Annotated in this window: 23 protein-coding genes, 1 tRNA gene and 1 riboswitch; of the genes, 19 read left to right on the top strand and 5 right to left on the bottom strand. The window is 41.8% G+C overall.

The annotated features are described in order from the left end of the window. Positions 1-2: 2 nt before the first annotated feature. Entirely contained in the window at positions 3-1,277 is a 1,275-nt protein-coding gene (locus MJO53_RS08830; RefSeq protein ID WP_224835676.1) for a ribonucleotide-diphosphate reductase subunit beta, read from the bottom strand. 425 nt (positions 1,278-1,702) lie between these two features. After that, a riboswitch (cobalamin riboswitch) is annotated at positions 1,703-1,908 on the top strand. A 160-nt stretch (positions 1,909-2,068) separates the two neighbouring features. On the opposite strand from MJO53_RS08830, the gene MJO53_RS08825 reads away from it, so the two are divergent. The 6 genes from MJO53_RS08825 (at position 2,069) to MJO53_RS08800 (ending at position 6,441) form a co-directional block, all read left to right on the top strand. Then, positions 2,069-2,452 (top strand): acyl-CoA thioesterase, encoded by a 384-nt coding sequence (locus MJO53_RS08825; RefSeq protein WP_252078812.1) that lies wholly within the window; start codon positions 2,069-2,071, stop codon positions 2,450-2,452. A gap of 19 nt (positions 2,453-2,471) precedes the next feature. Then, the gene (locus MJO53_RS08820) at positions 2,472-2,963 is read left to right on the top strand and encodes a PAS domain-containing protein (protein ID WP_252078811.1); all 492 of its coding nucleotides are present in this window, start codon (positions 2,472-2,474) and stop codon (positions 2,961-2,963) included. Positions 2,964-3,030: 67 nt separating this feature from the next. Beyond that, complete coding sequence (locus MJO53_RS08815; RefSeq protein WP_420485394.1) at positions 3,031-3,402, top strand: hypothetical protein; 372 nt, start codon at positions 3,031-3,033, stop codon at positions 3,400-3,402. Between the two features lie 157 nt (positions 3,403-3,559). After that, positions 3,560-4,357, top strand: coding sequence for an MbnP family protein (locus tag MJO53_RS08810; RefSeq protein WP_252078810.1), 798 nt, complete (start codon positions 3,560-3,562; stop codon positions 4,355-4,357). 52 nt (positions 4,358-4,409) lie between these two features. Continuing rightward, on the top strand, positions 4,410-5,456 hold the full coding sequence (locus MJO53_RS08805) for a cytochrome-c peroxidase (RefSeq protein WP_252078809.1): 1,047 nt from the start codon (positions 4,410-4,412) through the stop codon (positions 5,454-5,456). A gap of 4 nt (positions 5,457-5,460) precedes the next feature. Beyond that, entirely contained in the window at positions 5,461-6,441 is a 981-nt protein-coding gene (locus tag MJO53_RS08800) for a transporter (protein ID WP_252078808.1), read from the top strand. A 163-nt stretch (positions 6,442-6,604) separates the two neighbouring features. Here the strand turns inward: MJO53_RS08800 and MJO53_RS08795 are convergent, their stop codons facing one another. Then, positions 6,605-8,782, bottom strand: a complete 2,178-nt coding sequence (locus tag MJO53_RS08795) for a TonB-dependent receptor (RefSeq protein ID WP_252078807.1) — start codon at positions 8,780-8,782, stop codon at positions 6,605-6,607. 538 nt (positions 8,783-9,320) lie between these two features. Beyond that, positions 9,321-9,402 (bottom strand) — tRNA-Leu (locus MJO53_RS08790). A 162-nt stretch (positions 9,403-9,564) separates the two neighbouring features. On the opposite strand from MJO53_RS08790, the gene MJO53_RS08785 reads away from it, so the two are divergent. From MJO53_RS08785 to pth, 3 genes are all read left to right on the top strand, one after another. Next, positions 9,565-10,506: a ribose-phosphate pyrophosphokinase gene (locus MJO53_RS08785; RefSeq protein WP_224835683.1), complete on the top strand. Its 942-nt coding sequence runs from the start codon at positions 9,565-9,567 to the stop codon at positions 10,504-10,506. Between the two features lie 24 nt (positions 10,507-10,530). Continuing rightward, on the top strand, positions 10,531-11,166 hold the full coding sequence (locus MJO53_RS08780) for a 50S ribosomal protein L25/general stress protein Ctc (protein ID WP_252078806.1): 636 nt from the start codon (positions 10,531-10,533) through the stop codon (positions 11,164-11,166). Between the two features lie 85 nt (positions 11,167-11,251). Then, positions 11,252-11,881 (top strand): aminoacyl-tRNA hydrolase, encoded by a 630-nt coding sequence (gene pth, locus MJO53_RS08775; protein WP_224835685.1) that lies wholly within the window; start codon positions 11,252-11,254, stop codon positions 11,879-11,881. Positions 11,882-11,887: 6 nt separating this feature from the next. On the opposite strand, the gene MJO53_RS08770 is transcribed toward pth, so the two are convergent. Next, positions 11,888-12,574: a hypothetical protein gene (locus MJO53_RS08770; RefSeq protein WP_252078805.1), complete on the bottom strand. Its 687-nt coding sequence runs from the start codon at positions 12,572-12,574 to the stop codon at positions 11,888-11,890. Further along, positions 12,571-16,368: a reprolysin-like metallopeptidase gene (locus MJO53_RS08765; RefSeq protein ID WP_252078804.1), complete on the bottom strand. Its 3,798-nt coding sequence runs from the start codon at positions 16,366-16,368 to the stop codon at positions 12,571-12,573. Before MJO53_RS08765 ends, MJO53_RS08770 begins: the two co-directional genes overlap by 4 nt. A 57-nt stretch (positions 16,369-16,425) precedes the next feature. Between MJO53_RS08765 and MJO53_RS08760 the strand changes: the two genes are divergently transcribed. From MJO53_RS08760 to MJO53_RS08715, 10 genes are all read left to right on the top strand, one after another. Next, positions 16,426-17,355, top strand: coding sequence for a bifunctional riboflavin kinase/FAD synthetase (locus MJO53_RS08760; protein ID WP_224835688.1), 930 nt, complete (start codon positions 16,426-16,428; stop codon positions 17,353-17,355). Then, positions 17,356-18,672 (top strand): HTTM domain-containing protein, encoded by a 1,317-nt coding sequence (locus MJO53_RS08755; RefSeq protein WP_252078803.1) that lies wholly within the window; start codon positions 17,356-17,358, stop codon positions 18,670-18,672. It begins immediately after the preceding gene. Positions 18,673-18,722: 50 nt separating this feature from the next. After that, a complete protein-coding gene (serS, locus tag MJO53_RS08750) occupies positions 18,723-19,994 on the top strand; it encodes a serine--tRNA ligase (protein ID WP_252078802.1) in 1,272 nt (423 codons plus the stop codon). Positions 19,995-20,249: 255 nt separating this feature from the next. Then, positions 20,250-22,007, top strand: coding sequence for a tetratricopeptide repeat protein (locus MJO53_RS08745; protein ID WP_252078801.1), 1,758 nt, complete (start codon positions 20,250-20,252; stop codon positions 22,005-22,007). Positions 22,008-22,025: 18 nt separating this feature from the next. Beyond that, a complete protein-coding gene (locus MJO53_RS08740; RefSeq protein ID WP_224835691.1) occupies positions 22,026-22,343 on the top strand; it encodes a DUF4286 family protein in 318 nt (105 codons plus the stop codon). 4 nt (positions 22,344-22,347) lie between these two features. Beyond that, complete coding sequence (locus tag MJO53_RS08735) at positions 22,348-22,656, top strand: gamma-glutamylcyclotransferase family protein (RefSeq protein WP_252078800.1); 309 nt, start codon at positions 22,348-22,350, stop codon at positions 22,654-22,656. Positions 22,657-22,674: 18 nt separating this feature from the next. Continuing rightward, complete coding sequence (rsmA, locus tag MJO53_RS08730) at positions 22,675-23,547, top strand: 16S rRNA (adenine(1518)-N(6)/adenine(1519)-N(6))-dimethyltransferase RsmA (protein ID WP_252078799.1); 873 nt, start codon at positions 22,675-22,677, stop codon at positions 23,545-23,547. Further along, complete coding sequence (gene mgtE, locus MJO53_RS08725; protein ID WP_224835694.1) at positions 23,534-24,886, top strand: magnesium transporter; 1,353 nt, start codon at positions 23,534-23,536, stop codon at positions 24,884-24,886. Before rsmA ends, mgtE begins: the two co-directional genes overlap by 14 nt. 9 nt (positions 24,887-24,895) lie before the next feature. Further along, complete coding sequence (locus MJO53_RS08720) at positions 24,896-25,261, top strand: cupin domain-containing protein (RefSeq protein WP_224835695.1); 366 nt, start codon at positions 24,896-24,898, stop codon at positions 25,259-25,261. Between the two features lie 18 nt (positions 25,262-25,279). Next, a complete protein-coding gene (locus MJO53_RS08715) occupies positions 25,280-26,212 on the top strand; it encodes a 2-hydroxyacid dehydrogenase (protein WP_252078798.1) in 933 nt (310 codons plus the stop codon). Positions 26,213-26,253: the final 41 nt, after the last annotated feature.

The raw sequence follows: 26,253 nt of genomic DNA, 5'->3' as shown, positions 1-26,253 counted from the left end.
ATTTAAAAAAGGTCGTCGCTTGTTATACTTTGTGTTCTTTTGCTATAGTTAATGGATCTTTTTACAAAAAAGTCTCCGTGTTTTGTTCCAATGATCTCGTCATCGAACCATTCGGTCTGCTCCAATAATTTTTGATCGACATCAAATATTTTAGAAATCCCGATACTCTCCAATGAGTTGTTGAATCTGTTCTTGATAAACTCGTTTACCAAGTTTTTGGGCAAGAAATCCAATTCACCAGCTTCAAATATCCAATCCACTATTTTACTTTCCGATTCAAATGCCTTCTCACAGATATCTTGGATCATTTCCTTGTATGCATCATCGAACCATTCCGGGTGTTCTTTTTTGATGATATTGATTACATCGATACCAAAATCACCATGGATCTGCTCTTCTTTGGAAGTCGCCTCCACAACGTTCGAAATTCCCTTCAGTACATTTTTATGTTTGTTGAACGCCATAATGATCAGGAACTGGGAGAAAAGGGAAACATGTTCGATAAAAAGGGAAAATAGCAAAATGGACTCGGCATACTCCTTATTGTTTTCGCTTTTTGCATTTTTAAGTGCCGTCTCCAAATACTGCACTCTTTTCATGATCACCGGTTTCTTCTTCAGGTTTTCAAACTCTTGGTTCAGTCCCAAAATTTCCAGTAGGTGCGAGTAAGCATCGTGGTGGCGCACCTCGCTCTCCGCAAATGTGGCTCCCACCGAACCTATTTCTGGTTTTGGCATACGATGGTATATGTCGCCCCAAAATGTTTTTACGGCCACCTCGATCTGGGAAATGGCCAACATGGTATTTTTAATGGCACTTCGTTCCACTTCGGTCAATCCGGATTTAAAATCTTGGATATCGCTGGTAAAGTTAAACTCAGTATGTATCCAATACGAGTGTCTGATCGCGGGAACGTATTCGTATAATTGTGGGTATTCGTAAGGTTTAAGGTTTATTCGTTTTTCAAAAATATCGGACTCCCGCATTTGGGCCCTTTTGTTCCTATAAATAATGTACGCTTTTGCCACATCGTGGAACTCACTGTCCATAAGTTGGTTCTCTACAACATCTTGCACTTCTTCAACAGTGGGCACATAATGTTGGTCTTGGCTCTTTCGTTCCAACAACTCTTTATTTACGTTGCTGGCAATGGTCTGCGCATCGGTGATCTGGCCATGCTCCACAGCTGTCATGGCTTTCAAGATTGCATTCGTAATCTTGTGTAAATCAAATTCTTGCGTACTAAAATCCCTCTTAGTTATATGAGTTATCTGCATGAAGAAAACGGTTTGGAGTTGAAAAAATAGCTTGACTGTAAAATTCATATTTTCTTCACTTCGATTTGAAGTTTCGTCGATCAGGTTCTTAACACTGTTATCAACATTCGAAATTTTTGACAGTCAAAATCCATGGGAACAAACGTAGGATAAGGGCTGAGAAAAATCCACATTGGAACCGACTGCCAAGAAATACTTTTTCACAGTTTTTTAACAATTACAAACATATAATCCCAAACACCCTTATTACATAAGGCTTTAAGCAGATTTCAATCAAAAAAAAGATCATTTGTCCAATTCCGCCCAAGCACCAACCCCAAAAGATCTGTTCATTAAATTTTACCGCATAAAATTCGGACAGAAATAATTTCAAGGTAAATTCAAATTTCGATACATTTACCACCAAATAAGTTCTTTACTTAATTTCTTTATCATAACGATAGGGTTTCCGACACATATCGGAATTAAAAGGGAATCGTGTGTAAATCACGAGCTGACGCGCAACTGTAAGTTCGATTCCGTTTTTGGAATAGTATGTTTTTGCAAAAAACCATTGTCTTTCCCAAAAAAAGATGAGAAGGTGGCAAAAATCGAACAAGCCAGGATACCTGCCCATTTCGTTCCTACTTTGTAGGATTTTGACGATGCCTTCGCGTAAAGGGCAAGTCGAACGTTTGAACTTTCACCGGCTTATCCGGCAAAACTCCACACACGTTCCACTTGTTTAAGGCATTGCGAAGTTGAGCTAAGGAGCTTTTATCTAATTGTTCAATTTTATAAAAGCTTTTGCCATGGAAATCAGCGAACGCATAAAGCGATCAAAAACAAACATTTTTAAAGCGGTATTCCCCAATACCGTAAACCACTACGACACCTTGTTTGGCGGAACCGCACTTAGCCTAATGGACGAGGTTGCCTTTATTACTGCAACACGGTTCAGCAGAAAACGAATGGTGACCGTAAGTACAGATCGTATAGATTTTGACCACCCAATTCCTGCAGGTACCATTATTGAACTGATAGGCGAAGTAATAAAGGTGGGCAACAAAAGTTTAAAAGTGCAAGTGGACATTTATTTGGAAGAAATGTATTCCAGCCAAAGGGAAAAGGCCATCTGCGGCCAGTTCACCTTTGTTGCCTTGAACCAGGACAAAACACCAATTTCAGTGGTTTAATTTAACGTAGAACAAAACAATGACGAAAGACAACAAACTCCAGGCATCCCCATTACTAAGCTTTGATTTTTATTTGGAAAGCTATCACAGGTTACTGGGCAACCTAAAAAAAGAAGCAGACCTAAAGAAAATCACCTACCTGCTTGGTGAGGAAATATCGCAAGAGAATCAGAGTCTTATAAAAAAGGAAAACTACGACGCCCTGGTCGTTACCGACCCGGACCATTCCATTCTTTGGGTGAATGATGGTTTTATAGAAATGACAGGGTATCGAAAAAATTACGCGCTACAAAAAAAACCGAGCTTTTTACAAGGAAAAGAAACATCAAAAACCATCAAAAAAGAAATTAGGGAACAGTTAAACGCGCATCACAGTTTTGATGGCGCGGTGATTAACTATCGCAAAAATGGCGAACCTTATCTATGTCACATCAAAATATTGCCACATTATAGCCCCCAAAAAAAACTATCCTGTTTCATAGCTTTGGAAAAAGAACTAAAAGCTGCTTAAAACAGGCAGCTTTTTTTACATCTATCAATTAAGTGGATTATATTTGTACAGGTTCAAAAAATTTTTCTTGAAACAGCGGAGTCTTCCCATATTGTTCACACTTTTGTATGTAATGGCCATGTTAAGGCCCGTACTTCCTGTTTTTGAATATGTGGTCAACCAAGACTACATTGCCGAGTATTTGTGCGTGAACAAGGACAAACCAATGCTCAACTGTAACGGTAAGTGCTATCTGTCCAAAATGCTGCAAGAAGAACAAGACGAAAAAAAGCAAAATCTACCCTCTATTAACATGAAAGAGTATCCCATCGGCTTTGTGGATATTCTTTTTTGTGATTTTACTCCGCAAACTTTGGAAAACGACCAACTACCTGAATTTACCTCTAGCAAACCGCGCCAATTTACAGCTTCAGTTTTTCGCCCGCCCATCATCTGTTAACACCGACCTTTTTTATAGCTGTGCTATTTCCCTAAAGGGAAAAAAGCAACTGTGCCTATACTTTTAAGTACTGCGCCTTTGGCACATGTATATAACATTTTTAATCCGGGGGGCTTTTAAGCAGAGGCTTCCCAACTCATAACTATTTGTATTACAGATGAAATCAATTTATAAATTATCTACCGCTTTATTCTTATCCATTTTATTGGCATCATGCAGCAGCGATGACGATTCTACGCAACTAACAGGTACCGGAATGGTAAAAATTGAATTTGACAACAGCGTATCCGGGGACGACCTTATTCTAGGGTCTTCCTACACCAATTCCCAGAATGAGACCTTGACCATAGAACGCCTGAACTACATTGTCGGAAATTTTAGGCTGACCGATGAAGATGGTAACATATTCACCTATCCTAAGGATACGGGCTTTTTTATAACAAGCGAAGAAACCGGAAAAACAGAAGTAGTTCTTTACGATGTTCCTACCGGCAAGTACACTTCAATAACGTTTGGAATTGGTGTGGACCAAGAAAAGTATCTCTTGGGAGCCGAAGGACAGGGAGACCTCCTTACCCAAGCTGAAAACAATAACATGATGTGGTCCTGGCAAGCTGGCTACAAGTTCCTGAATTTTGAGGGAACGTTTACCTCGGCCACGGTTACCGATGACACCAATTTTAAAATTCATATGGGAAGTCACGGTTCCAGCTTGGACAATTACAAAGAAACCACGCTAAGCCTTGGAACAGATGCCTTGGTCAGTGATGATATGACCCCGATAATCCATATTGTGGCCAATGCCGGCAATATACTGGATGGACAACATAAAATATCGCTTACCGAACAAGCGGTAATTATGGTCAGCGAGGAAAAATCACCCCTAATCGCCACAAACACATCAAATATGTTCACTGTGGATCACGTACACAACGGAGACGGAAGCTCACACTAGATTTTATGGGCTGTTCATAAAATGAACAGCCCTCAAATTCAATTTTACACCTATGAAACATCTAATATGGGCAATCCTGCTAATGATGTTATCTGCCTGCAGCCAAAACGATGAGGAGTACCGGAGTATTGGTGACAACGAACTCTTGTCCGTTACCATACCTTCAAACTTTCCGCCAATGATCTATAATGTAGAAGCCAATCCTCCTACCAAATTCGGTTTTGAATTGGGAAAAAAACTGTTTTATGATGGCAAATTATCAGCAAACGGTTTTATATCCTGTGGTTTTTGTCATGAACAAAAATTTTCGTTCACGCACCATGGTCATCAATTTAGCCATGGCATAAACGATTTGGAAGGAACCCGAAACACTCCCTCGATTGCCAACATGGCTTTCTTTTCGGAATTCGCTTGGGACGGAGCCACCAATCACTTGGATCTTTTTCCCATAATCCCGATTACAAACGAGGTGGAAATGGGAGAAACCATGACAGGAATTCTTCAAAAATTACAGAAAGATGGCGATTACCAAAATGCATTCAATGCCGCTTTTGAAGAAGGCGGGGTAAGCCACGAGAACTTTTTGAAAGCCATTGCACAGTTTATGGTGATGATGGTTTCTTATAACTCCAAATACGACAAATATGTACGGAACGAAGATGGGGTTACTTTGACCGACCAAGAACTTCAAGGCATGTCAATTTTCAAAGAAAAATGCGCTAGCTGCCACACCTCCGACCTGTTTTCCGATGGAAGTTTTAGGAACAATGGCTTGCCCCCTAATCCAAATATCAATGATTTGGGAAGGGCTTTGGTAAGTGGCAGTTCGGATGACAATTACAAGTTCAAGGTGCCCAGTTTAAGGAATGTGGCCCTGACCGCCCCATACATGCACGATGGTAGATTTGGAAGCTTGGAGTCCGTACTGAACTTCTATCAAAATGGGGTTCAGGACTCACCCACGCTGGACCCCTTGTTAAAAACAGATGAAGGTCTGGGAATTTCTCTGGTCGAAACAGAAAAACTAGCCCTGATCGCCTTTTTAAATACCCTTACCGATCAAGAATTTATTAATGACGAAAGATTCGCCGAATACTAACCTTATGAAAATTTACATAACACTACTTTTTTTATTGATTTTAGGAATCCATACCGGGACATCCAATAAAACACCCGTAAATCCATGTACCAAAACCACATCGGCAACCCTAATGATGTTCGATGATTTTTGCGATACTTGCGGCTGTAGCGGAAATGGCGGAAGCATGGGTTTTGGCACCGGATTGAACAACAATTTCATAGGGCTCAGGTATATAGCCCAGCGTTATCAGTCCCGTGATGGTATTTTTGCCAATTCGCCGTGGATTGATGAGCACTTCAATACCCTACAATTATGGACACAGATTCCACTTGGAGAGCGTTTTATCATCAATGCCGTACTCCCCTATCAGTTCCACTATAGGGAATTTGCAGATAATACGGAACAAAGCATCAACGGAATGGGCGATGCTACCATTCTTGGGTTCTATCAAATACTGAAACAAACCCCGGATAGCATTATCTCAATCAAACCCCGACATACTTTGCAATTGGGAGGTGGTGTTAAAATGCCCACAGGCAAGTTTGATGAAGCAAACCTTGAAGGCAGTGTCAACCCCAGTTTTCAATTGGGAACCGGCAGCTGGGATTATCTGTTGGCCGCCAATTATGGTATCACCCATCGAAATTGGGGCTTGTCCGTTATGGCCAATTACACCATTAAGTCGAAAAACGATAAAGAATATCGTTTTGGAAATCAGTTTAATTACGCTCTCAACACCTACAAAACCTATTATTTTGGGACTAATTTTGCGTTAACCCCCCAACTTGGTGTTGGCGGTGAGTATTTCGACAAAAATGAAGAATACGGTTTAGAGGTAGCCGATACGGGGGGAAGTGCTTTTTTTGGCAAATTGGGCGCCGAAGTGAATTTTAAACAATACGCCCTGGGCGTTTCTACCATGTTACCCATTGCACAGGACCTGAACAATGGAAAAGTCGAAGTCAAAAACAGGTTTTCCGTGTATCTTAATATCAATATTTGACATAAAAAATGAAGCTGACTAAAATGTTCGGAAATACATCATTCTGAATTCAATTCGATGTCCCATTATGCTGATACGCAAATTATGATGAGACACTCAATCAAGTTCAGTTTGGCGTAAATCGACTTTTTAGTCAGCTTCATTCCATTCAATCGGGTTTTGGCTAAAGCTTGATTTTCACTCCACCATTTACTACAAACCCATCTACTGGCGCATAAATATCAGTAAACTGTGGGTCACTGAGGCTTCCCGTATATATTTGGTCAAATCGTGTTTGGCGAGTATCCAAAAAGTTCTCAAAATTCAGAAAGATTGAAAATTTATCACCAAACTTCTTTTCACTCATGAGTCCCATTATCCAATAGGATTGCCCCGTTTCTCCTGTGCTCAACTTTTGGGGGCTATAATAATAGGCTTCCAATCCTACCCAAAATTTCTCTTCTTTTTCATACATCAATACATTGTTCAGACGATGTTTGGCCACCAATGGAAAATCTGTTACCGTGCCATTTTGATGTTGTTCTACATTGGCATGGGTATATCCGGTGAACAATTTAAAATCCCCATACTTCACTTTCAAGTTCACCTCTGCCCCACGGGTATCCACATAGCCATCTGGTTGTAGAAAAGTATAGTATCCACTATCAGTTAATTCCAATACCATGGGGTCATCAATTTTAGTATAAAAAAGCAAAGTGTTCAGGGTCATAACCACACCGGGAAAAGGTGTCCATTTATAGTTTACATCAAAATTACCCCCGATGGACCTTTCAAGATCGGTCTGGTCCACATCGATGGGCAATACATTCCTAAACTGTACCCGTTCGGCATCTTCGGTAAACACAGTGGGCGTTTTGTAGCCCATTCCGCCCCCCAATCTAAAGGTGAGGGATTGGCTGGGTTCAAAGAGTACGGATAATCTGGGCAGGGCCATTGCGCCATAATCAGAATGGAAATCCGCCCGAAAACCGGTTTCCAAGGACAAAGTTTCATCAATGGGCCATACATTTTGGGCAAACAATCCAAGTATCTGGAAGGATTGATCCAAAGCTTGGGACTCATCGCCACGGGTATCATTAAAATATTCCGTCCAAAGATTTGCCCCAAACACCCATTCCGATCCACTATCTGAATTGTTGGCATAATTAAGTTCACTAAAAGATGAGCGTTGATAACCAGAAAAAGTAAAATCCGGCACCTGGATGGTTCTATCATAAAAACTAAAACTGTTTTTGAGCTCTAAACGGTTTTGTTCATTAAAAGAATGTTTGAACCCCAGTTGGGTGGAGAGCCTTTCGGTTTCGTTCGATTCAAAATAAGGATCGACCACTTCGTCACCCTTGACATAATCCATATTACCTCCAAGACGATCTTCCCAAATGGCATTCATACCCAACATCAATTCGGTCTTCTCATCCAAATACCAATATAATTTTGGGTTTAGGGTGACCCTATCAAACTCTGGAATGGCTGTTAATCCAATATCTGCTGGATCATAGGGTGTTCCTAAATTATAGGAAGCGAACACGGTGGTGCCGACCTTATCAAACTTTTGGGAATAAAAACCGCTCAGATCCAAACCGAGTGCCGAAGTAGCATTGGCCATAAAACTAAGTTCAGGAGCGTCTTCCGGGGTTTTGGAAATAAGGTTGACCAAGCCAGCAATAGCGCCCCCACCGTACAAAGTGGAGCTTGACCCCTTGATAACCTCAACTTGTTTAAGATCCAAAGGGGCAATTTGCATTAGGCTTAGGCCACTGGCAAATCCAGAGTACAATGGGAATCCATCCCTCAGTAACTGGGTGTACTTACCATCCAAGCCCTGGATGCGTATACTGGAATTATAACTTGTTGCCGAGGTCTGTTGTGTACGTATTCCGGTACTTTCATTTAAAAGCATACGGATATCCCCCGGTTTCATATTCCCTTTTTCGGAAAGCTCCTCCCCTGCAATTACTTCCACCCTCGTCGGGATATCCTCAATGGTTCGGGTGCTCCTAGTAGATACCAGGGTAACCTCTTCCATTTCTTCCGTTTGTGGCACCATGGCAAATATTTGTCCCTGTGATTCTGGATCCAATGGGAATGTCAATGATTTTTTAATAGGTGCATATCCTATATAGCTTAACTGTAATATAAAGGTGCCATTAGGAATATTTTCTATTTGAATGTTCCCATTCTCATCGGAAATTGCTCCTATTTCCAGGGATTCCAGAATGGCCGTGACACCGATCAGGGGTTCATTGCTATGGGAATCTTTAACTGACACATTCAATGTGCTTTGTGCAAACGCGGATACCATCCTGAACAGGGACAGTACCATTAATATTTTAAATTTCATTTAATTTGATTTTTTGAAATGATTGTGTTCTTGGTCAAACAGGAATTACCAAGAAAGTTGTGAACTAACAATTAGTGATATTTCAAAAAATCCGGGGAGGTTTAAAGTCTAGAAAGTAAAATTCTTTAGAAAACGATTCAGTATACGGCACTGGCAAAATCTCAGGTTCCGGCTCGTATGCCACAAAATCAATTGAACTTAAACTTATAGTAAATGCTGAACATCGACCACAATTATAAAATGGGGAACAAGGTGATTGATTTTTATGAGAATCATCATCGTGTGGAACATCATCGTGCGCACAATGCTCTTTCGTGTGGGCCAAAGATGTGGAGTCGGGGCACAAATCATCGTCCTGGCAACATGGAAATGATGACAGGACCACAATCAATAAGGACAAGATGACCGCCAAGACTTTCATAATCCAAAAGTATGAAAAATAGCTATTGACTGCATAACATATGATGTAGTGACAAATTAAAGCAGGCAATAAAACAACAAGACCCCGACAATTTATGATTGTCGAGGTCTTCAATTGTACCTTGGGTGGGAATCGAACCCACACGTCCGAAGACACTGGATTTTGAATCCAGCGCGTCTACCAGTTCCGCCACCAAGGCAAATGGTATCACATTTTTGAAATGCGAGTGCAAAGCTAAAAAAATATTTTTATATATCACCAAAAAATACTTTCATTTATACTTTATCAACCCGAATTAATTCTTAAATTTGCACCTCTTTACAAAAAAGTACTTTAAAACGCTAGTTAACAAGAGTTTGTAATGGCCTATCAAGTTCCGGAACCAAAAATTTTTGCTTGTACCCAAAGTGTAGAGCTCGGTAAAAAAATCGCTGCTTCCTATGGTGCCGAATTGGGAAAAGTCCAATTCTCCCGCTATAGCGATGGTGAATTTCAACCATCGTTCGAGGAATCCATCCGAGGAGCCCGTATTTTTATTATTGGCTCAACCAATCCAAGCTCGGAAAACTTGATGGAAATGTTGTTGATGTTAGATGCCGCCAAAAGAGCATCTGCCAGGCACATTACGGCCGTTATGCCCTATTTTGGATGGGCAAGACAAGATAGAAAGGACAAACCAAGGGTTCCAATTGCCGCTAAATTGGTTGCAAAAATGCTGGAGACCGCAGGTGCAACCCGAATCATTACCATGGATTTGCACGCGGATCAAATCCAAGGGTTCTTCGAGAAACCAGTGGACCACTTGTTCGCCTCAACACTATTTTTGCCTTACCTAAAAGGCTTAAATCTTGACAACCTTTGTATCGCATCTCCGGACATGGGCGGTTCTAAAAGAGCCTATGCCTATTCCAAAGCATTGGAATGCGATGTGGTTATTTGCTATAAGCAAAGAGCCAAAGCCAATGTAATATCCCACATGGAGCTGATCGGTGACGTTCAGGGAAAAAATGTGGTCCTTGCAGATGATATGGTCGATACCGCAGGTACCCTTACCAAGGCTGCGGATTTGATGATGGAGAGAGGGGCTGCAAGCGTGCGGGCCGTTACAACCCATGGCCTTTTGTCCGGTAATGCCTACGAAAGAATAGAAAAATCAAGACTAACGGAATTGATCGTAACAGATTCCATCCCGGTAGATAGCAACCAAAGTAAAATAAAGATATTGTCCTGTGCCGACCTGTTTGCAGATGTAATGCACCGGGTACACCACAACACTTCGATATCTTCAAAATTTTTAATGTAAATAAATCAATTTTAATATATAACAATGAAGTCAATTACAATCAAAGGATCCCAAAGAGAAAGCGTGGGCAAGGTTTCTACCAAAGCCTTACGTAATGCTGGAAAGGTCCCTTGCGTACTGTACGGAGGGGATAAGCCAGTGCATTTTTCAGCTGATGAGCTTGCATTCAAAGACTTGGTGTACACCCCAAATGCCTACACCGCAGTAATTGAATTGGAGGACGGTCAAAAATTTGACGCAGTTTTGCAGGATATTCAGTTTCATCCGGTAACGGATAAAATCCTTCACGTGGATTTCTACCAATTGTTCGAGGACAAACCAATTACCATGAGTATTCCCGTACGTTTGGAAGGAAACTCCCCAGGTGTGAAAAATGGTGGACGATTGCTATTCAGAAAAAGAAAACTTTCGATCAGAGCTTTGCCCGCATTGCTTCCTGATTTTATCACCGTGGACATTTCTAAATTAAGAATAGGTCAAACTATTGCAGTAGAAACCATTCTTAACGATGACTATACATTCTTGCACCCGGACAGTACCGCTATCGTACAGGTCAAAGCCTCTAGAACATCTGTTGATGATTCTGAAGATGAAGACGAAGAAGGTGCAGAAGGAGAAGCTCCTGCTGAAGACGCTCCACAAGCTGAAGCTGCAGAGTAACCCTTTCACTAGTTAGCATAAGCATCCCTGTTTACTTTAGTAATATGGGATGCTTTTGTATTTTTAAGCCATTCAATTACGAGCGATGCTCAATTTCATCAATAAGCTTTTTGGCCCACCCAAAAAACTATTACAAGTTAACGACCCCATGAAAAAATTTTTGATTGTCGGTCTAGGAAATATAGGACCGGACTACGACGAAACACGCCATAATATCGGGTTTAAAATTCTTGATTATCTGGCCGAGCAGGAGGACTTTGTTTTTGAGAATGCAAAACTAGGAGCTGTAGCCACCTTTAAACACAAGGGAAAAAGTGTTGTTTGCCTAAAACCTTCTACCTATATGAACTTGAGCGGGAAGGCGGTAAAATATTGGATGGACAAGGAAAACATACCAATGGAAAATATATTGATCGTTACAGACGACCTAAACCTGCCATTTGGATCATTGCGACTAAAAAGCAAGGGCAGCGATGGGGGCCATAACGGCTTAAAAGATATCCAAAATGTGTTGCAAACCAGCGGTTATAATCGTTTTAGGTTTGGAGTGGGCGCCGATTTCAGCAAAGGCAAACAAGTAGACTATGTATTGGGGCGTTGGAACGACGAACAACAAAAAGCTATGCCCGAACGTTTAAAAAAGTCTATAGATCTAATACGCTCCTTTGTGTTCGCAGGAACCAAAAACACCATGAACCAATTCAACGGTAAATAGAAAAAACTAGAGGACTTTAAAGTCAAACACACCGGAATCCGAGGTATTCCCCTCAAGATCTGTTGTCACCACTTTCCAATAATAGACGGTTCCAGATTCAACACTTACAGAAAGCTCCATATCTGTTGCATTGGCAAGGCCCACAGAAGTTGTCGGCGGATTTGTTGTGGACAAAAACACCTCGAAAGATTCTATATCGTTGTCCACGTCTGCACCTGTCCATTTCAATAGAACTTCATTGGCAACATCTTTGATTACCGTGGAACCTGAAAGCGGATGTACCAACTGAGCCGGAAACGGAGCATATGTGGTCTGTGACCCCGCATTGTAAAACAACCACGTTTCACTGGTCGCTACTTGATCCGACGAAGCGTTTTGTGAAGTAACCGACCAAGAGTATGGTGTTCCCTTGGCCAAAGTGAGACTGGCCGAGGTAGAAACGGTGGATAAATTTTGAGGTACATTGGTATTCAAATTCACAACATTTAAAGTGTAACGCTCCGTATTGCTGGATGCCATCCACCTAAAAGTTACCTGCGTAGATGTCTGGTTAACCTCCGTCCCTGTTGTACATTCGGAATTTTCCTCGGGAAATACCAGAGCTGCACCTTGCGGGGCCGGTGGCGGACCATCATCTCCACCACAAGAAACAAATACAGCCAAAACAAAAAGTCCAATTATATTCCGAATCATCTTTTTATGAATTTAAACATGTCGTTCTCTCCTTCTTTTTCCAGTCCCAAATAATACATCCCCTTGGCCAAATATGATAGATCTAACACTAGGTTTTCGCCGAAAACCGCTCTACGTTCGATATGGACCAATCTTCCATTAGCGGTAAATATTTTTATATCTAGTTCTCCTTCGTACCCGCCAAGATAAACTTCGGTGGCCGCATCTACCGGATTAGGGGAGAGTATGGACCGTGAAGAATAGAATAGATTTTTTTCCACTACTCCTTGACATGGTAGATCGGAACTCACCCTGAGCACATTATTTCCATCTTTTAAGGGGAGTTGAATTTTAGAATTCTCGGTCTGGGTGACCAAACCGTTCAATTCTACGTTATAAAATTCCGAACCTCTTAATTCCACCGTTACCATACCAGAATCAACCAACGCATCAATGTCTAGAACATCCGGTTGGGTAATCACCAAATTGTAGCAAACTTCTTCGTAGTCTATCAAGCCGTTGGTACCGGTTATGCACAGCGTATATTCTCCTGCTGACAAATTATTGAAGGTCTGTCCATCGGTAAAATCAACAGAAACAGCTCCTGCTCCACCCTCCAACTGTGCCGTATAGGTGATAGATGTATCAAAAGGAGTCACCGTAATGGTTCCATCATTATTCACCCTACATGTTTCACTTTGGAGTTCTATTTCGAAGTTATCTGCAGCAAATCTATAAATAGCACAACCGTTGGTATCTACTTCGACTCCCTTTGGTGTTCCCAAGCAAAGATCGTCACCATCATCAAACACACCATCTTCATCCTCATCGGGTCTATAAGCCCCCTCTATACACACGTCCAACGAAAAACCTATTAAAGTACCACCATCACCCGAAGCTGTATCCGATATTTCCAATGTCCATTCCCCAAGAATTGATTCCCCTTTTAAGGAAGCCAAAGAACCCAAAGGGGACACTGTACCGGATATGGCCGGGCTTCCCGAACATTCGAGGGGATCACCATCATCATCGAAAACTGCGTCGATGTTGTTTTGCGACCCACATGTGTTTGAAATCAAGGTAACTTCGGTTCCTTGTGGAGAAATAAGTTTGATTATTAGGTCCTCCAAATAGGTATGATCTAATTCCAAATTTACGTTAACATCGGATATTGGAAGATCTTCCAAAAATATGACAGATGTAGAAATGGTGGTTGCAGCACCGGAAGAAATGGAAATGGGCAAATCACCCGGCTCCCTGTTTTTACAATCGACCTGGGTGGTCGTAAAACCGAATATTGTTCCAAATGTGCCGCTTGCGCATCCATTACTTGGCCTAACTCTCCAGAAGTATTGTGTTTCGGCCTCTAAATTGGTCACTGTTTTGTATTTGGTAAACGGTACGGTGGCAGATTCAACAATATCAGAAAATCCAGCATCCGTTGCAATTTCCAAATCATAACTGGAATATAAAGGATTGTCTTTCCAACTAAATTCAGCGTCCAAAGAAACACCAACTTCACCATTTGCCGGTGCAAGCAAAGTTACATTTGAAAATGTACCATCTTGAACTTTAAGAGACAAGACTACACTTTTTGTTACCGAAGCAGAAGTAGACGTTACCGTAATATCGTACACGCCCGGGGCAACACCATTGGTATTGGACAAGGTCAGATCTACAGCACTATCATCGACTGTTGCAGCTACTGGGGAAAAACCAGCTAGCAAACCGCTCGGCACATCTGCCGAAAAGGTAGAATTCTCGTTAAATCCATTATAGGTCTCATAAACAAATGGGATGATGATATCGTTTGGTTGACAAACTTCGTATTCCAGCTTTTCAAAATTCAGCACCACTTCCGATTCCTCAATTGTAAAATCGGATGAATTGACCGCAAAGAAAACATTGTCACTGGCCTTGATCATTATTCGTGCCATTGTAGACACATTTCCTGGAAGAAGCACTTCCTCGGATCCATCGTTGAGCGTGTTTTCCAAAAGTGTGATCGGGTAAGTAAGCCCCCCGTCCAGAGAAAGGAAAACATCCACGGTCTCTGCATTTACGGGAGCTAAATCGGTATTGGCTACATCCCAAGTAATTTCCTGTACGGAACCGGCGGTATAAGTTTGCGGACTTGCTTGAGAGGTAACTACAAACGGCCCTGCTGCTTTAATTACGTGAACATCCAAAATATCGGAAACCACCTGTCCACCCCCGATTGCATTGTCTCGAACAGTAAAAGCAAAGCTAAGGGTCCTCTCTATTTCGGATACAGATTCCCAAGTATCGGAAATAGTAGGATTGGTCTGTGTTAGATTGCCCTGCGCCACTTCGGACAGCCTTGGAAAAAATCTGCGGGGGTCGCTAGTTGGCGGCATTGATCTAAAATTGGCACCATTGGGGTTTGTTGGCCCAAACGAATTCACGGTCACCAAACCATCATTGATCTGCTCCCAAGTATAAGTTAAAGCATCGCCCAGATCCGGATCGGTAGCCTCGCCCTCCAAAACAAATGCCGTTCCCTTGGGAATGGTAAAGTCACCCACCGGGGTAAGTACAGGGGGCGAATTTACCAATGCTGTGGTCTGGGCACAGGAGGTAGTCTCCAAATAGGTGGAAATCTGAAGAATACTGTTGTAATGAAAATAGTCATCGCCATTTGCAGCAACATTGTTTACGCCGACTATACCGGCATACCCCATTATGGATGTACCGCTACCAGGTTCTGCCTGTACACCTGTTCCTTCGGATTCAAAAGACCATGTATGGTTTGCTCCAAATTGATGTCCAAGCTCATGGGCGACATAGTCCAGATCGAACACATCGCCCTGAGGCACGTTGGCCGCCGAAAAGGCACTACCCTTTCGGTTATCTACGCATACGGCACCAATAAAACCAGCATTACCGTTATCCTCGCCTTCTCCCACCTGGTGAAAAAGATGACCTACATCGTAATTTTCTTCTCCGATTGTAGAGGTTATGGTCGACTGTACCTGAGAATTCAGTGAATTCCCATAAGGATCCGTATTGGGGTTGGTGAAAATTATTTGATCGTTATTGGCAATCAGTTCCAATGTTACCCCTAAATCTGTTTCGAAAACTTCGTTTACCCGGGTCAAAGTCGCATTTATTCCGGCCAACGCATCCGCAACCGTACCACCCATTTCTTGGGTATATTCTCCAGATGCCGATACCGCTATTCTATATTTTCTAAGCTCCTGACCATCAACCAAGGGAACAATAGTTTTTTCAGTGTGTCCCAGTGATTTATTGACCATACCAAAAATACCTTTCTCCGTTCCGCAGGTAAAGCCAATTTTTGAGGACAGCCCGTTTTTTTTATCGTATAGGACATAAGTGTCCTCTTGGTCGGAAACTGGTTCCACAAAGGTAGTTTTGTTATTTTTCAAATCCACGACCATGGACTGGACACCCTTGTGCGAATTACTCAGTTTAACTTTATATCTACCATCTAGACTTATGCCGGTATAAGATTTGATATTCGGATACTTTTTTGCTAAATCCGGATGCAGAACAGAGGTTTCCTTAATTTTAAAGGGCATTACATTTCCTTCATTATTGGGAAGGTAGACCACCTGTTGGCCACTTTTAGCGTTCAAACTTGGGGACACTTGCTTTGCAAAACCCTCCCTATCAAGGGTCAATACCAGTTTTGCTTCAGAAATATCGGTCCGTGAAACACTTTTAAAACTTGCTTTTTTGGGAATTGTTTTCCAATAACTTTGTTGCCCGTATATGCAAAAGCAACTAAAAAATATGGTTATTGAGAAAACAAGATGTAATTTAGCTTTCATACACGGTCAGGGCATAGTATAAATTCAAATGTAAGCCTTTTTTATTTCTTTATTACGTTGGAAACAATCCATAACATTTCTGATTTTAAGAACGTTCCACATCAAACGGTGGTCACCATTGGTACTTTTGATGGAGTACACTTGGGACACCGAAAGATACTGGAACGCCTCACAAACAATGCCAAAAACACAGGTTTAAAATCTACAGTGCTCACTTTTTTTCCACATCCACGTATGGTTCTTCAAAAAGATGTGGACATTAAACTATTGAACACCCTTGAGGAGAAAAAACAGATTTTGGAGACCCTTGGGCTGGATTATTTGATCATTCATCCTTTTACCAAGCAATTTTCACGGCTTTCTGCGATAGATTTTGTTCGGGATATTCTTGTAAACAACATTAAATCAAAAAGAATAATTATAGGTTATGATCATAGGTTTGGACGCAACCGGAATGCCAATATTCAAGATTTAATGGCCTTTGGCAGTACTTTCGATTTTGAAGTGGAAGAAATACCTGCACAAGAGATAGATGACGTATCGGTGAGTTCCACAAAAATAAGAAAGGCGCTTATGGAAGGTGATGTGGAAACAGCGAACAGTTACCTCAACTATGCTTACATGCTCACAGGAACCGTAAAAAAAGGCAAAGGATTGGGTAGGGATTTTGGTTTTCCAACGGCCAACCTCCATATCGCGGAAGACTATAAACTTATTCCAAAAAATGGGGCCTATGTAGTAAAAAGCGACCTTGGTGGCAATACGTATTTTGGAATGATGAACATTGGGTTTAACCCTACCGTAGATGGTTCACGAAAAAGTATAGAAGTCAATTTTTTTGAGTTCGAAGGAAATCTTTACGATACAAAAATCCAGGTACAACTGTTGCACCGCATTAGGGACGAGCATAAGTTCAACTCCATAGAAGAACTTAAAGAGCAATTAAAAAAAGACAAAAATCATTCGTTGGACCTAATCTCCAAGTAAATGTTTGACCAATTTCTTTTCAAGAAGATTGACAATGCACAACTTGTGGTTTTCAGGATTTTTTATGGATTGTTGGTCAGTGCGGAATGTTATGGCGCCATAGCAACGGGCTGGGTCAGACGAACTTTGGTGGAACCTCGGTTTACTTTCTCCTTTATCGGTTTTGAATGGTTACAGCCCCTTCCCGGTAACGGCATGTACATTTACTTTGCGGTAATGGGCACATTAGGACTACTGATCGCCCTAGGTTATAAGTATCGGTTCAGTGCGCTGGCCTTCGCAATTCTCTGGTCGGGCGTGTACCTAATGCAAAAATCATCGTACAACAACCATTATTATTTATTGATGCTCCTTGCCTATATTATGGCGTTCTTACCGGCAAACCGAGATGCATCTTTAGATGCAAAGTTGAATCCGGGTTTACGTTCACAGACCATGTACAACGGGGTCCGATGGGTCATAATCCTACAACTGTTCATTGTTTATACCTATGCATCTGTAGCTAAATTATATGCGGATTGGTTGGATTTTAGCATGATAGACGTTTTGATGACCTCCAAAAAAGATTATTACATCATCGGAGAACTTCTTCAACAAAAATGGGTTCATAAGATCATTGCCATATTTGGTATTAGTTTTGACCTCTTGATCGTACCCGCCCTCCTTTGGAAACCAACCCGTAAAATTGCGTTTCTGCTTTCCATTTTCTTTCATCTGTTCAATAGTATCGTGTTTCAAATTGGGATTTTTCCATACCTGTCCTTAGCATTTACCGTCTTCTTTTTTGAACCACAGACTATTCGAAACATTTTTTTAAAAACCAAAACATTTGCCCCGGAAGCCAAAATCATCATACCAAAAACCAAAAACATGATCTTGTCGGTTCTGGGCATTTATTTTCTAGTTCAAATAGCGTTGCCGCTTCGGCATCATTTTTTTAAAGATGATGTCCTCTGGACCGAAGAAGGTCACCGATTGAGTTGGCGCATGATGCTGCGGAGTCGAGGCGGGAGAATAACCTACAAAGTGGTAAACCCCAAAACCAAAGACACCATAAAAATCGATTTGGATAAGTATCTTACAAAAAAACAACGTCGCAGGGTTACATGCTATCCCGATTTTATTTGGCAGTTTGCCCAACACCTTAAAAAGGAATACGCAAAAAAAGGAGAAAGCATACAAGTGTTTGTGGACAACAAGGCTAGAGTGAATCAAGGGAGCTATAAACAATTTATAGACCCAAAAGTGGATTTGGCCAACGTTCCATGGAAACATTTTGCCCATAACGATTGGATTCTGCCATCTCCAAAGGAATAAAGTTGGGCACTTCTTCAGATTAAATTAAATTTGCCGCTCAAAACAAGGCCATGCTTCAAATACAGAACATCCGGGAAAACAAGGAAAGTATTATTACCGCATTAAAAAAGCGAAACATCGATGCCGAACCAATGCTATCGAAGGTATTGGAACTCGATGAAAAAAGGCGTTCCATACAAACGGAACTGGATGCGACCTTGGCCGAATCCAACAAACTATCCAAAGAGATCGGTATGCTTTTTAAAACAGGAAAAGCACAAGAAGCCAATGTTCTAAAAGAAAAAACCGCTGGACTCAAAGAAGCATCGAAAAAATTAGGGGACGACTTAAACACTGCTGCAGAAGAACTTCAGCAGCAACTGTATTTGATTCCCAACGTACCCCATGAATCTGTTCCTGCTGGGAATTCGGATGAGGATAACGAAGAGGTTTTCAAGGAAGGGGATGTACCGACCCTGTCCGAAGGAGCTCTTCCGCATTGGGAACTGGCAAAAAAGTACAACATTATAGATTTTGAGCTTGGTGTTAAGATAACCGGAGCAGGTTTTCCTGTCTACAAGGGAAAGGGTGCTCGATTACAGCGCGCTTTGATTGCCTATTTCTTGGATAAAAACACCGAAGCAGGATATACCGAAATGCAAGTTCCGCTCATGGTCAACGAAGATTCCGGTTACGGAACAGGGCAGTTGCCCGACAAGGAAGGCCAAATGTACCATGTACAGGCAGACGATCTTTATCTCATTCCAACGGCAGAAGTCCCCGTGACCAACTTGCACCGGGGGGATATTTTGGCAGAGAGCGATTTCCCCATAAAATATACCGGATACACCCCTTGTTTCCGTCGCGAAGCCGGAAGTTATGGCGCCCATGTCCGTGGATTGAACCGTTTGCACCAATTCGATAAAGTGGAGATTGTACGCATGGAGCACCCCGATAATTCGTACCAAGCGCTGGATGAGATGGTGGAACACATAAAAAATATTCTTCGAGAACTTAAACTCCCTTATCGCATTTTACGCTTGTGCGGTGGTGATTTAGGTTTTACTTCTGCCTTAACCTACGATTTTGAAGTATTTTCCACAGCACAAGACCGTTGGTTGGAGATTAGTTCCGTATCCAATTTCGAAACCTTCCAGGCCAATCGATTAAAACTGCGCTACAAGGACGAAAATGGAAAAAGCCAATTGGCCCACACCTTGAACGGAAGCTCCCTGGCATTGCCAAGGGTACTCGCCGGTATTTTGGAAAACTATCAAACAGAAGACGGCATAAAAATCCCCGAGGTTTTGGTCCCGTATTGTGGATTTGACATTATCGATTAAGGCTTTGCACTAATTATTTGGATTCGCTTAACAGAATCCCCCACATTTCTGCGTTATATTTGAAATAAACCACATTGGCCTACAATCTAAAGTGTAATTTTTTGAATATGATTGTGATTCCAACAGAGCTAAGCAACGAGGAATCTCATGATCTTGAAATTGAAATGAGGTTCCACTAGTTTCGAAAGAACAGGACATTCTTATTGAATATTACTAATGAACATGTCATTGCAGCGTCTTTTATTTCTCCTTTTGATGGTATCCTTTGTTAGTGGATGGTCCCAAGAAGATTTCTTGGCCAAACAATATTTACAGGACGGCGATTATGAGAAAGCTGTGGTTTTTTACGAAAAATTAGTAGAAACCAACCCGAGGCGTACCGATTATGCAGAAGGACTCGTAGCCTGCTACCAACAATTGGAGCGATACGATGAAGCGCAGGCATTTTTACTTAAAAAAATTGAAGACAGTTATGCCTTTCCCACTTTTTATATTGAACTGGGATACAATTTTACGCTCAAAAACGAATCCGATAAGGCAAGCACGTATTACGACAAGGCAATAAACAAAATAGAGGACAATCCCAATTTTGGATATAGTGTTGGCTATCGTTTTCAAAAATATGCCCTATTGGACTATGCCATTCAAGCATACACCAAGGCCATGGAACTAAAGCCGGACCTGAATTACGATTTTCAATTGGCCCGCATTTATGGGGAGCAGGGCAACATAGCCAAAATGTACCAATCCTACCTCAACCTGATCTGGGAAGGACGCACCAGTCGCTCCAATGTATTAAGGAACATCGATGATTTTATCTCGGAAGACCCATCGAATGAGAACAATGTGCTATTGCGCAAAGTACTATTGCAAAATGCACAAAAAACGCCGGATATTCTTTGGAACGAGCTCCTGAGTTGGCTTTTTGTTCAACAAAAGCAATACAATAGTGCCTTTGGCCAAGAAAAGGCCATATATAAACGTAGCGAAGGGCAATCGATAAATCGATTGGAAAACCTTGGCGATATTGCTGTGGAAGACAAAGATCTGGAAACCGCAACCTCTATTTACCAGTACATCGTGGACAACTCGGAAAATCCCAGGACCAAGTTAAATGCGGAACTCAACCTAATCGATATCGCTTTGGAAAATCCAACAAAAAAAACATTGGAAAACGTAGAAAAGAAATTCCAAAGCCTAGTAGAGGAATACGGTAATCAAAGTACCACGTTACAACTGCAGATCGCCTACGCCAACTTTCTAACTTTTAAAAAGGAAGATCCCGAACCAGCCATCGCCATGCTCAAACAAAGCCTTGAAATTCCAATGGGCCGGATGATTATGGCATACGTGAAACTGGCATTGGGCGATATATTGGTGTTCGACCAAAGATTCAACGAAGCCTTGATCCTATTTACCCAAGTACAAAAGAGCGTAAAAAATGATGTACTAGGACAAAATGCCCGATTTAAAGTCGCACAGACCAGCTTTTACAAAGGTGATTTTGACTGGGCGCTCACCCAACTAAAAGTTTTGCGAAGCTCAACTTCACAGCTCATTGCCAATGATGCCATGCAATTGAGCTTACTTATTTCCGACAATTCGTTGGAAGATTCCACCCAGACCGCATTAAAAAAATATGCAAGGGCAGATCTATTGGCCTATCAAAATAAAAATAAGGAAGCCATAAAAGTACTTGAAGATATTTTACAAAATCATAAGGGCGAAAAAATTGAAGATGAAGCCCTTCTGAAACAAGCCAAGTTATTGGTGGACCAAAAAAATTACGAGGCGGCCAAGTTCAACTATCAAAAAATTGTGGAGTTTTACAGTGATGGAATTTTGGCAGACGATGCACACTTTGCCCTTGGCGAACTCTACGATAATATTTTAAACGAACCAGAAAAGGCCAAAACCCATTACGAGAAAATTATTTATAATTATGAGGACAGTTATTATTTTCCACAGGCCCGAAAGAATTTTAGACGATTGCGCGGGGATGCCATAAACTAATCATTTAAAAAAAGTAAAATGCTTATATATAACGTTACCATTAACATAGACGATACCGTGCACGAACAATGGTTGGAGTGGATGAAGGACAAACATGTGCCGGATATGCTGGCAACGGGCAAATTTACACATGCCAAAATGGTAAAGGTGCTGGTAGAAGAAGATATGGGTGGCATTACCTACTCCATACAATATACCACAAAGAATAGGTCCACATTGGAAGCCTATTACAAGGAGGACGCGGACCGCCTGCGTGCCGACGCCCAAAAAATGTTTCCCAACAAGTTTGTTGCATTTAGAACAGAGCTGGAAGTGGTAAGCCAACAAATACCTTAAAAATTTGGAGTTTATTTTTTCCTACGGAACCTTACAAGATACCCAGGTACAAGAGTACATTTTTGGACGTATATTAAATGGAAAGCCCGACACCGCATTGGGTTTCAAGAAAATCGAAAATGCCGTATATGGCCGTTATCCGTTGGTCATCAACACCAATGATCCCGAACACAAAGTAAAAGGCATGGCTTATGAAGTAAATGATACCGACCTAATAAAAGCGGACATTTACGAAACAAATGCATACAAAAGGGAAAAAATCCTTTTGGAATCAGGAGATGAAGCTTGGATCTATATCAAAAATTCCAACTAACTTGCAAAAAAACCCGCAGTGCCCAAAAAAAAGAGGAAAAAATACAATAACGGAAACCGTCATCCCCAAAAAAATGAACAAATAGATGGTGCTGTAAAAGCAAAAAAGCACTTAGGGCAACATTTTTTAAAAGATGAGTCCGTCGCAAAAAAAATTGCTGAGACACTGTCATTGGATGACTATAAAAATGTACTGGAAATAGGCCCTGGCATGGGTGTTCTCACCAAATATCTGCTTCAAAGGGATTTGGACCTTGTGGCCATGGACCTTGATGAAGAGTCCATTGTTTACCTGAACCACAGTTTTCCTTTGGAACATGCCTCTATTTTAAAAAACAACGATCGCCTCAATATTATCGAGGCGGATTTCCTCAAGTTCGACCTAAAACAACTATATGGAGAAGAGCAATTTGCCATTACCGGAAATTTCCCATACAATATTTCCAGTCAGATAGTTTTTAAGATGTTGGAAATGCGACAGCAAATACCCGAATTTTCCGGCATGTTCCAAAAAGAGGTGGCCAAAAGAATCTGTGAAGCACCGGGCAGTAAAACCTACGGCATCCTATCCGTATTGGTACAAGCTTATTACGATGCCGAATATCTATTCACCGTTCCTCCCGGAGTTTTTGATCCTCCTCCAAAGGTGGATTCCGGAGTATTGAGACTCACAAGAAAAAAAGAATTGAACCTCCCTTGCGACGAACGTCTCTTCTTTAAAGTGGTAAAAACAGCTTTTAACCAAAGACGAAAAACAATCCGAAACAGTCTTAAAATCTTCAACCTTTCCGATAATCTAAAAGAGAATACTATCTTTGACCAACGCCCGGAACAGCTTAGTGTGGCCGATTTTATAACGTTGACACAGAAGATAGCCAATGACCCCGTTTAAACTCACAGACGACCTTTTAGCAGAAATCAGGGAACTGATCGCCAACAAGAACAATGGTGAGCTCCAAACCATGATGAAGGAGTTCCACTATGCCGATATTGCGGAAATTGCGGACGAACTCGAAGTTGATGAGGCCACCTACCTGATAAAACTGCTGGACAGTGAAAAAACATCGGACATCCTTGCCGAAATGCACGAGGATATCCGGGAGGCCGTACTTAAAAATCTAACAGCCAAAGAAATTGCCGGCGAACTTTCGGAATTGGATACGGATGATGCCGCGGACATCATAAACGAGCTTCCCAAGGAAATTATTCAAGAAGTTATCTCCGAGATAGAAGATCGGGAACACGCCAAAGATATTGTAGATCTTTTGCGCTACGAGGAAGATTCCGCAGGTGGACTTATGGCCAAAGAATTGGTAAAAGTCTACGAAAACTGGACCGTGACCTCTTGCGTTAAGGAGATGCGCGCCCAAGCAGAGAATGTTACCCGCGTACATTCCATTTATGTGGTGGACGACGAAGGCAAATTAAAAGGAAGATTGTCCCTAAAAGATTTGCTCACCGCTCCAACCAAAAGTCACATAAAAGATATCTATATCCCAAAGGTAGATTCCGTAAACGTGAACGAAAAAGGAGAAGAAGTGGCCAGAATTATGTCCAAATACGATTTGGAGGCCATACCCGTGGTTGATGAAATCGGGCGTTTGGTCGGGCGCATTACCATCGATGATATTGTAGATGTAATACGTGAAGAAGCCGATAAGGATTACCAAATGGCGGCAGGTATTTCCCAAGGCGTTGAAGTGAGCGATAGCATATGGGTACTCACACGGGCCAGGCTGCCTTGGCTAATTTTAGGTCTTTTTGGTGGACTTGGTGCTGCGGCCATTATGGGAACTTTTGAAGATATGATTTCCAAACACGCAGTTTTATTCTTTTTTACTCCCCTAATTGCTGCCATGGCCGGAAACGTTGGGGTACAGTCCAGCGCCATAGTAGTGCAAGGTCTCGCGAACGACGACCTAAAAGGAAGCATGAGAAACCACCTTTTAAAGGAAATGCTTTTGGCCTTGCTCAATGGATTTATACTAGCCATCCTGCTCTTATTGTTCACTTGGATCTGGAAAGATGCCTTTACCACCGCTTTGGCCATATCGCTATCGCTGATAGTAGTAATTGTTGTGGCAGGGCTGATCGGCACATTTATACCCTTGTTCCTTCATAAAAGAAACATTGATCCAGCAATTGCCACCGGACCGTTCATTACCACGAGCAACGATATTTTTGGAATCTTGATCTATTTTTGGATCGCCAAATTAATTTTGGGAATATAAAATCTTGTCATGAAACCCATCAACCTAAAACAAAAACATGCCGAATTCTCCGCACAGTGGCATCCGCATCAAATTGCCATTGTGGACGATATGCAGGTGCTTTTGGCCAAAATACAAGGTGAATTTGTATGGCACGCCCACGAGAACGAGGATGAATTGTTCCAAGTAATCAAAGGTACCCTCTACATGCAATTTCGAGATAGGACCGAAGTGGTGAACGAAGGTGAAATTATTGTGGTGCCCAAAGGAGTGGAACACAACCCCAAGACCAAAAACGGCGAAGAGGTACAAGTACTCCTTTTTGAAAAATTGAGCACCGCCCATACTGGAAATGTCCAGCACGAAAAAACACAGACCCACTATCCAAAAATCTAGGAATTTTATATTTGATTCATGAAAGTTCTCCACCTCGATACCAATCATGAGCTGCTAATTGAACAATTTGCCGAGCTCGGTTTCCAGAATGATGAAGATTACACATCGACCAAGGAAGAAGTCGAAAAAAAAATCCATTTATACGATGGGATCATTATCCGAAGTAGGTTTACCATAGACCAACAATTTTTGGATAAGGCCACCAACCTTAAATTTATTGGAAGGGTCGGGGCCGGATTGGAAAATATTGATACCGAACACGCCAAGTTCAAGGGTGTTTTTATGGCTTCTGCCCCCGAAGGCAACCGCAATGCGGTAGGTGAACACACACTGGGCATGTTGCTCGCCTTATTGAACCAAATGTGCAAGGCCGACCGACAGGTTCGAAAAGGCAAATGGAAACGGGAGCAAAACAGGGGCTTTGAACTGGAAGGCAAAACCGTGGGCATTATCGGCTATGGCAATATGGGAAAGGCTTTTGCCAAAAAACTAAAAGGATTCGACGTCGAGGTGATCTGCTATGATATTATTGGAGGAGTTGGGGATGAAAATGCGCGACAGGTCGGAATCATGGAATTTCAACAACGCTCGGACGTAGTGAGTTTACACGTACCGCAGACCGAGTCGACCACCGGCATGATAAATTCAGAATTTATCGAGGCGCTCCACAAACCGTTTTGGCTTTTGAACACGGCTCGGGGAAAATGTGTTGTTACCAAGGATTTGGTAACCGGGCTAAAATCGGGCAAAGTACTTGGAGCCGGGCTCGATGTGCTGGAATACGAAAAAAAATCCTTCGAAAACATGTTTGTTCAAAAACCCAAAGCCTTTAAATACCTGCGCAAGGCCAACAATGTGTTATTGACTCCCCATGTTGCCGGGTGGACCGTGGAGAGCAAAGAAAAATTGGCACAGACCATTGTTGATAAAATCAAGGAGAGATTTTGTTAACTTTATAAGCCTTATCCAATCAACTTTTGGCTCTGGCAATC

Source organism: Flagellimonas marinaquae (genome assembly GCF_023716465.1).
Lineage (GTDB): Bacteria > Bacteroidota > Bacteroidia > Flavobacteriales > Flavobacteriaceae > Flagellimonas > Flagellimonas alginolytica.
Note: the sequence above shows the minus strand (reverse complement) of the source record. Positions and strands in the feature narration are given on the sequence as shown.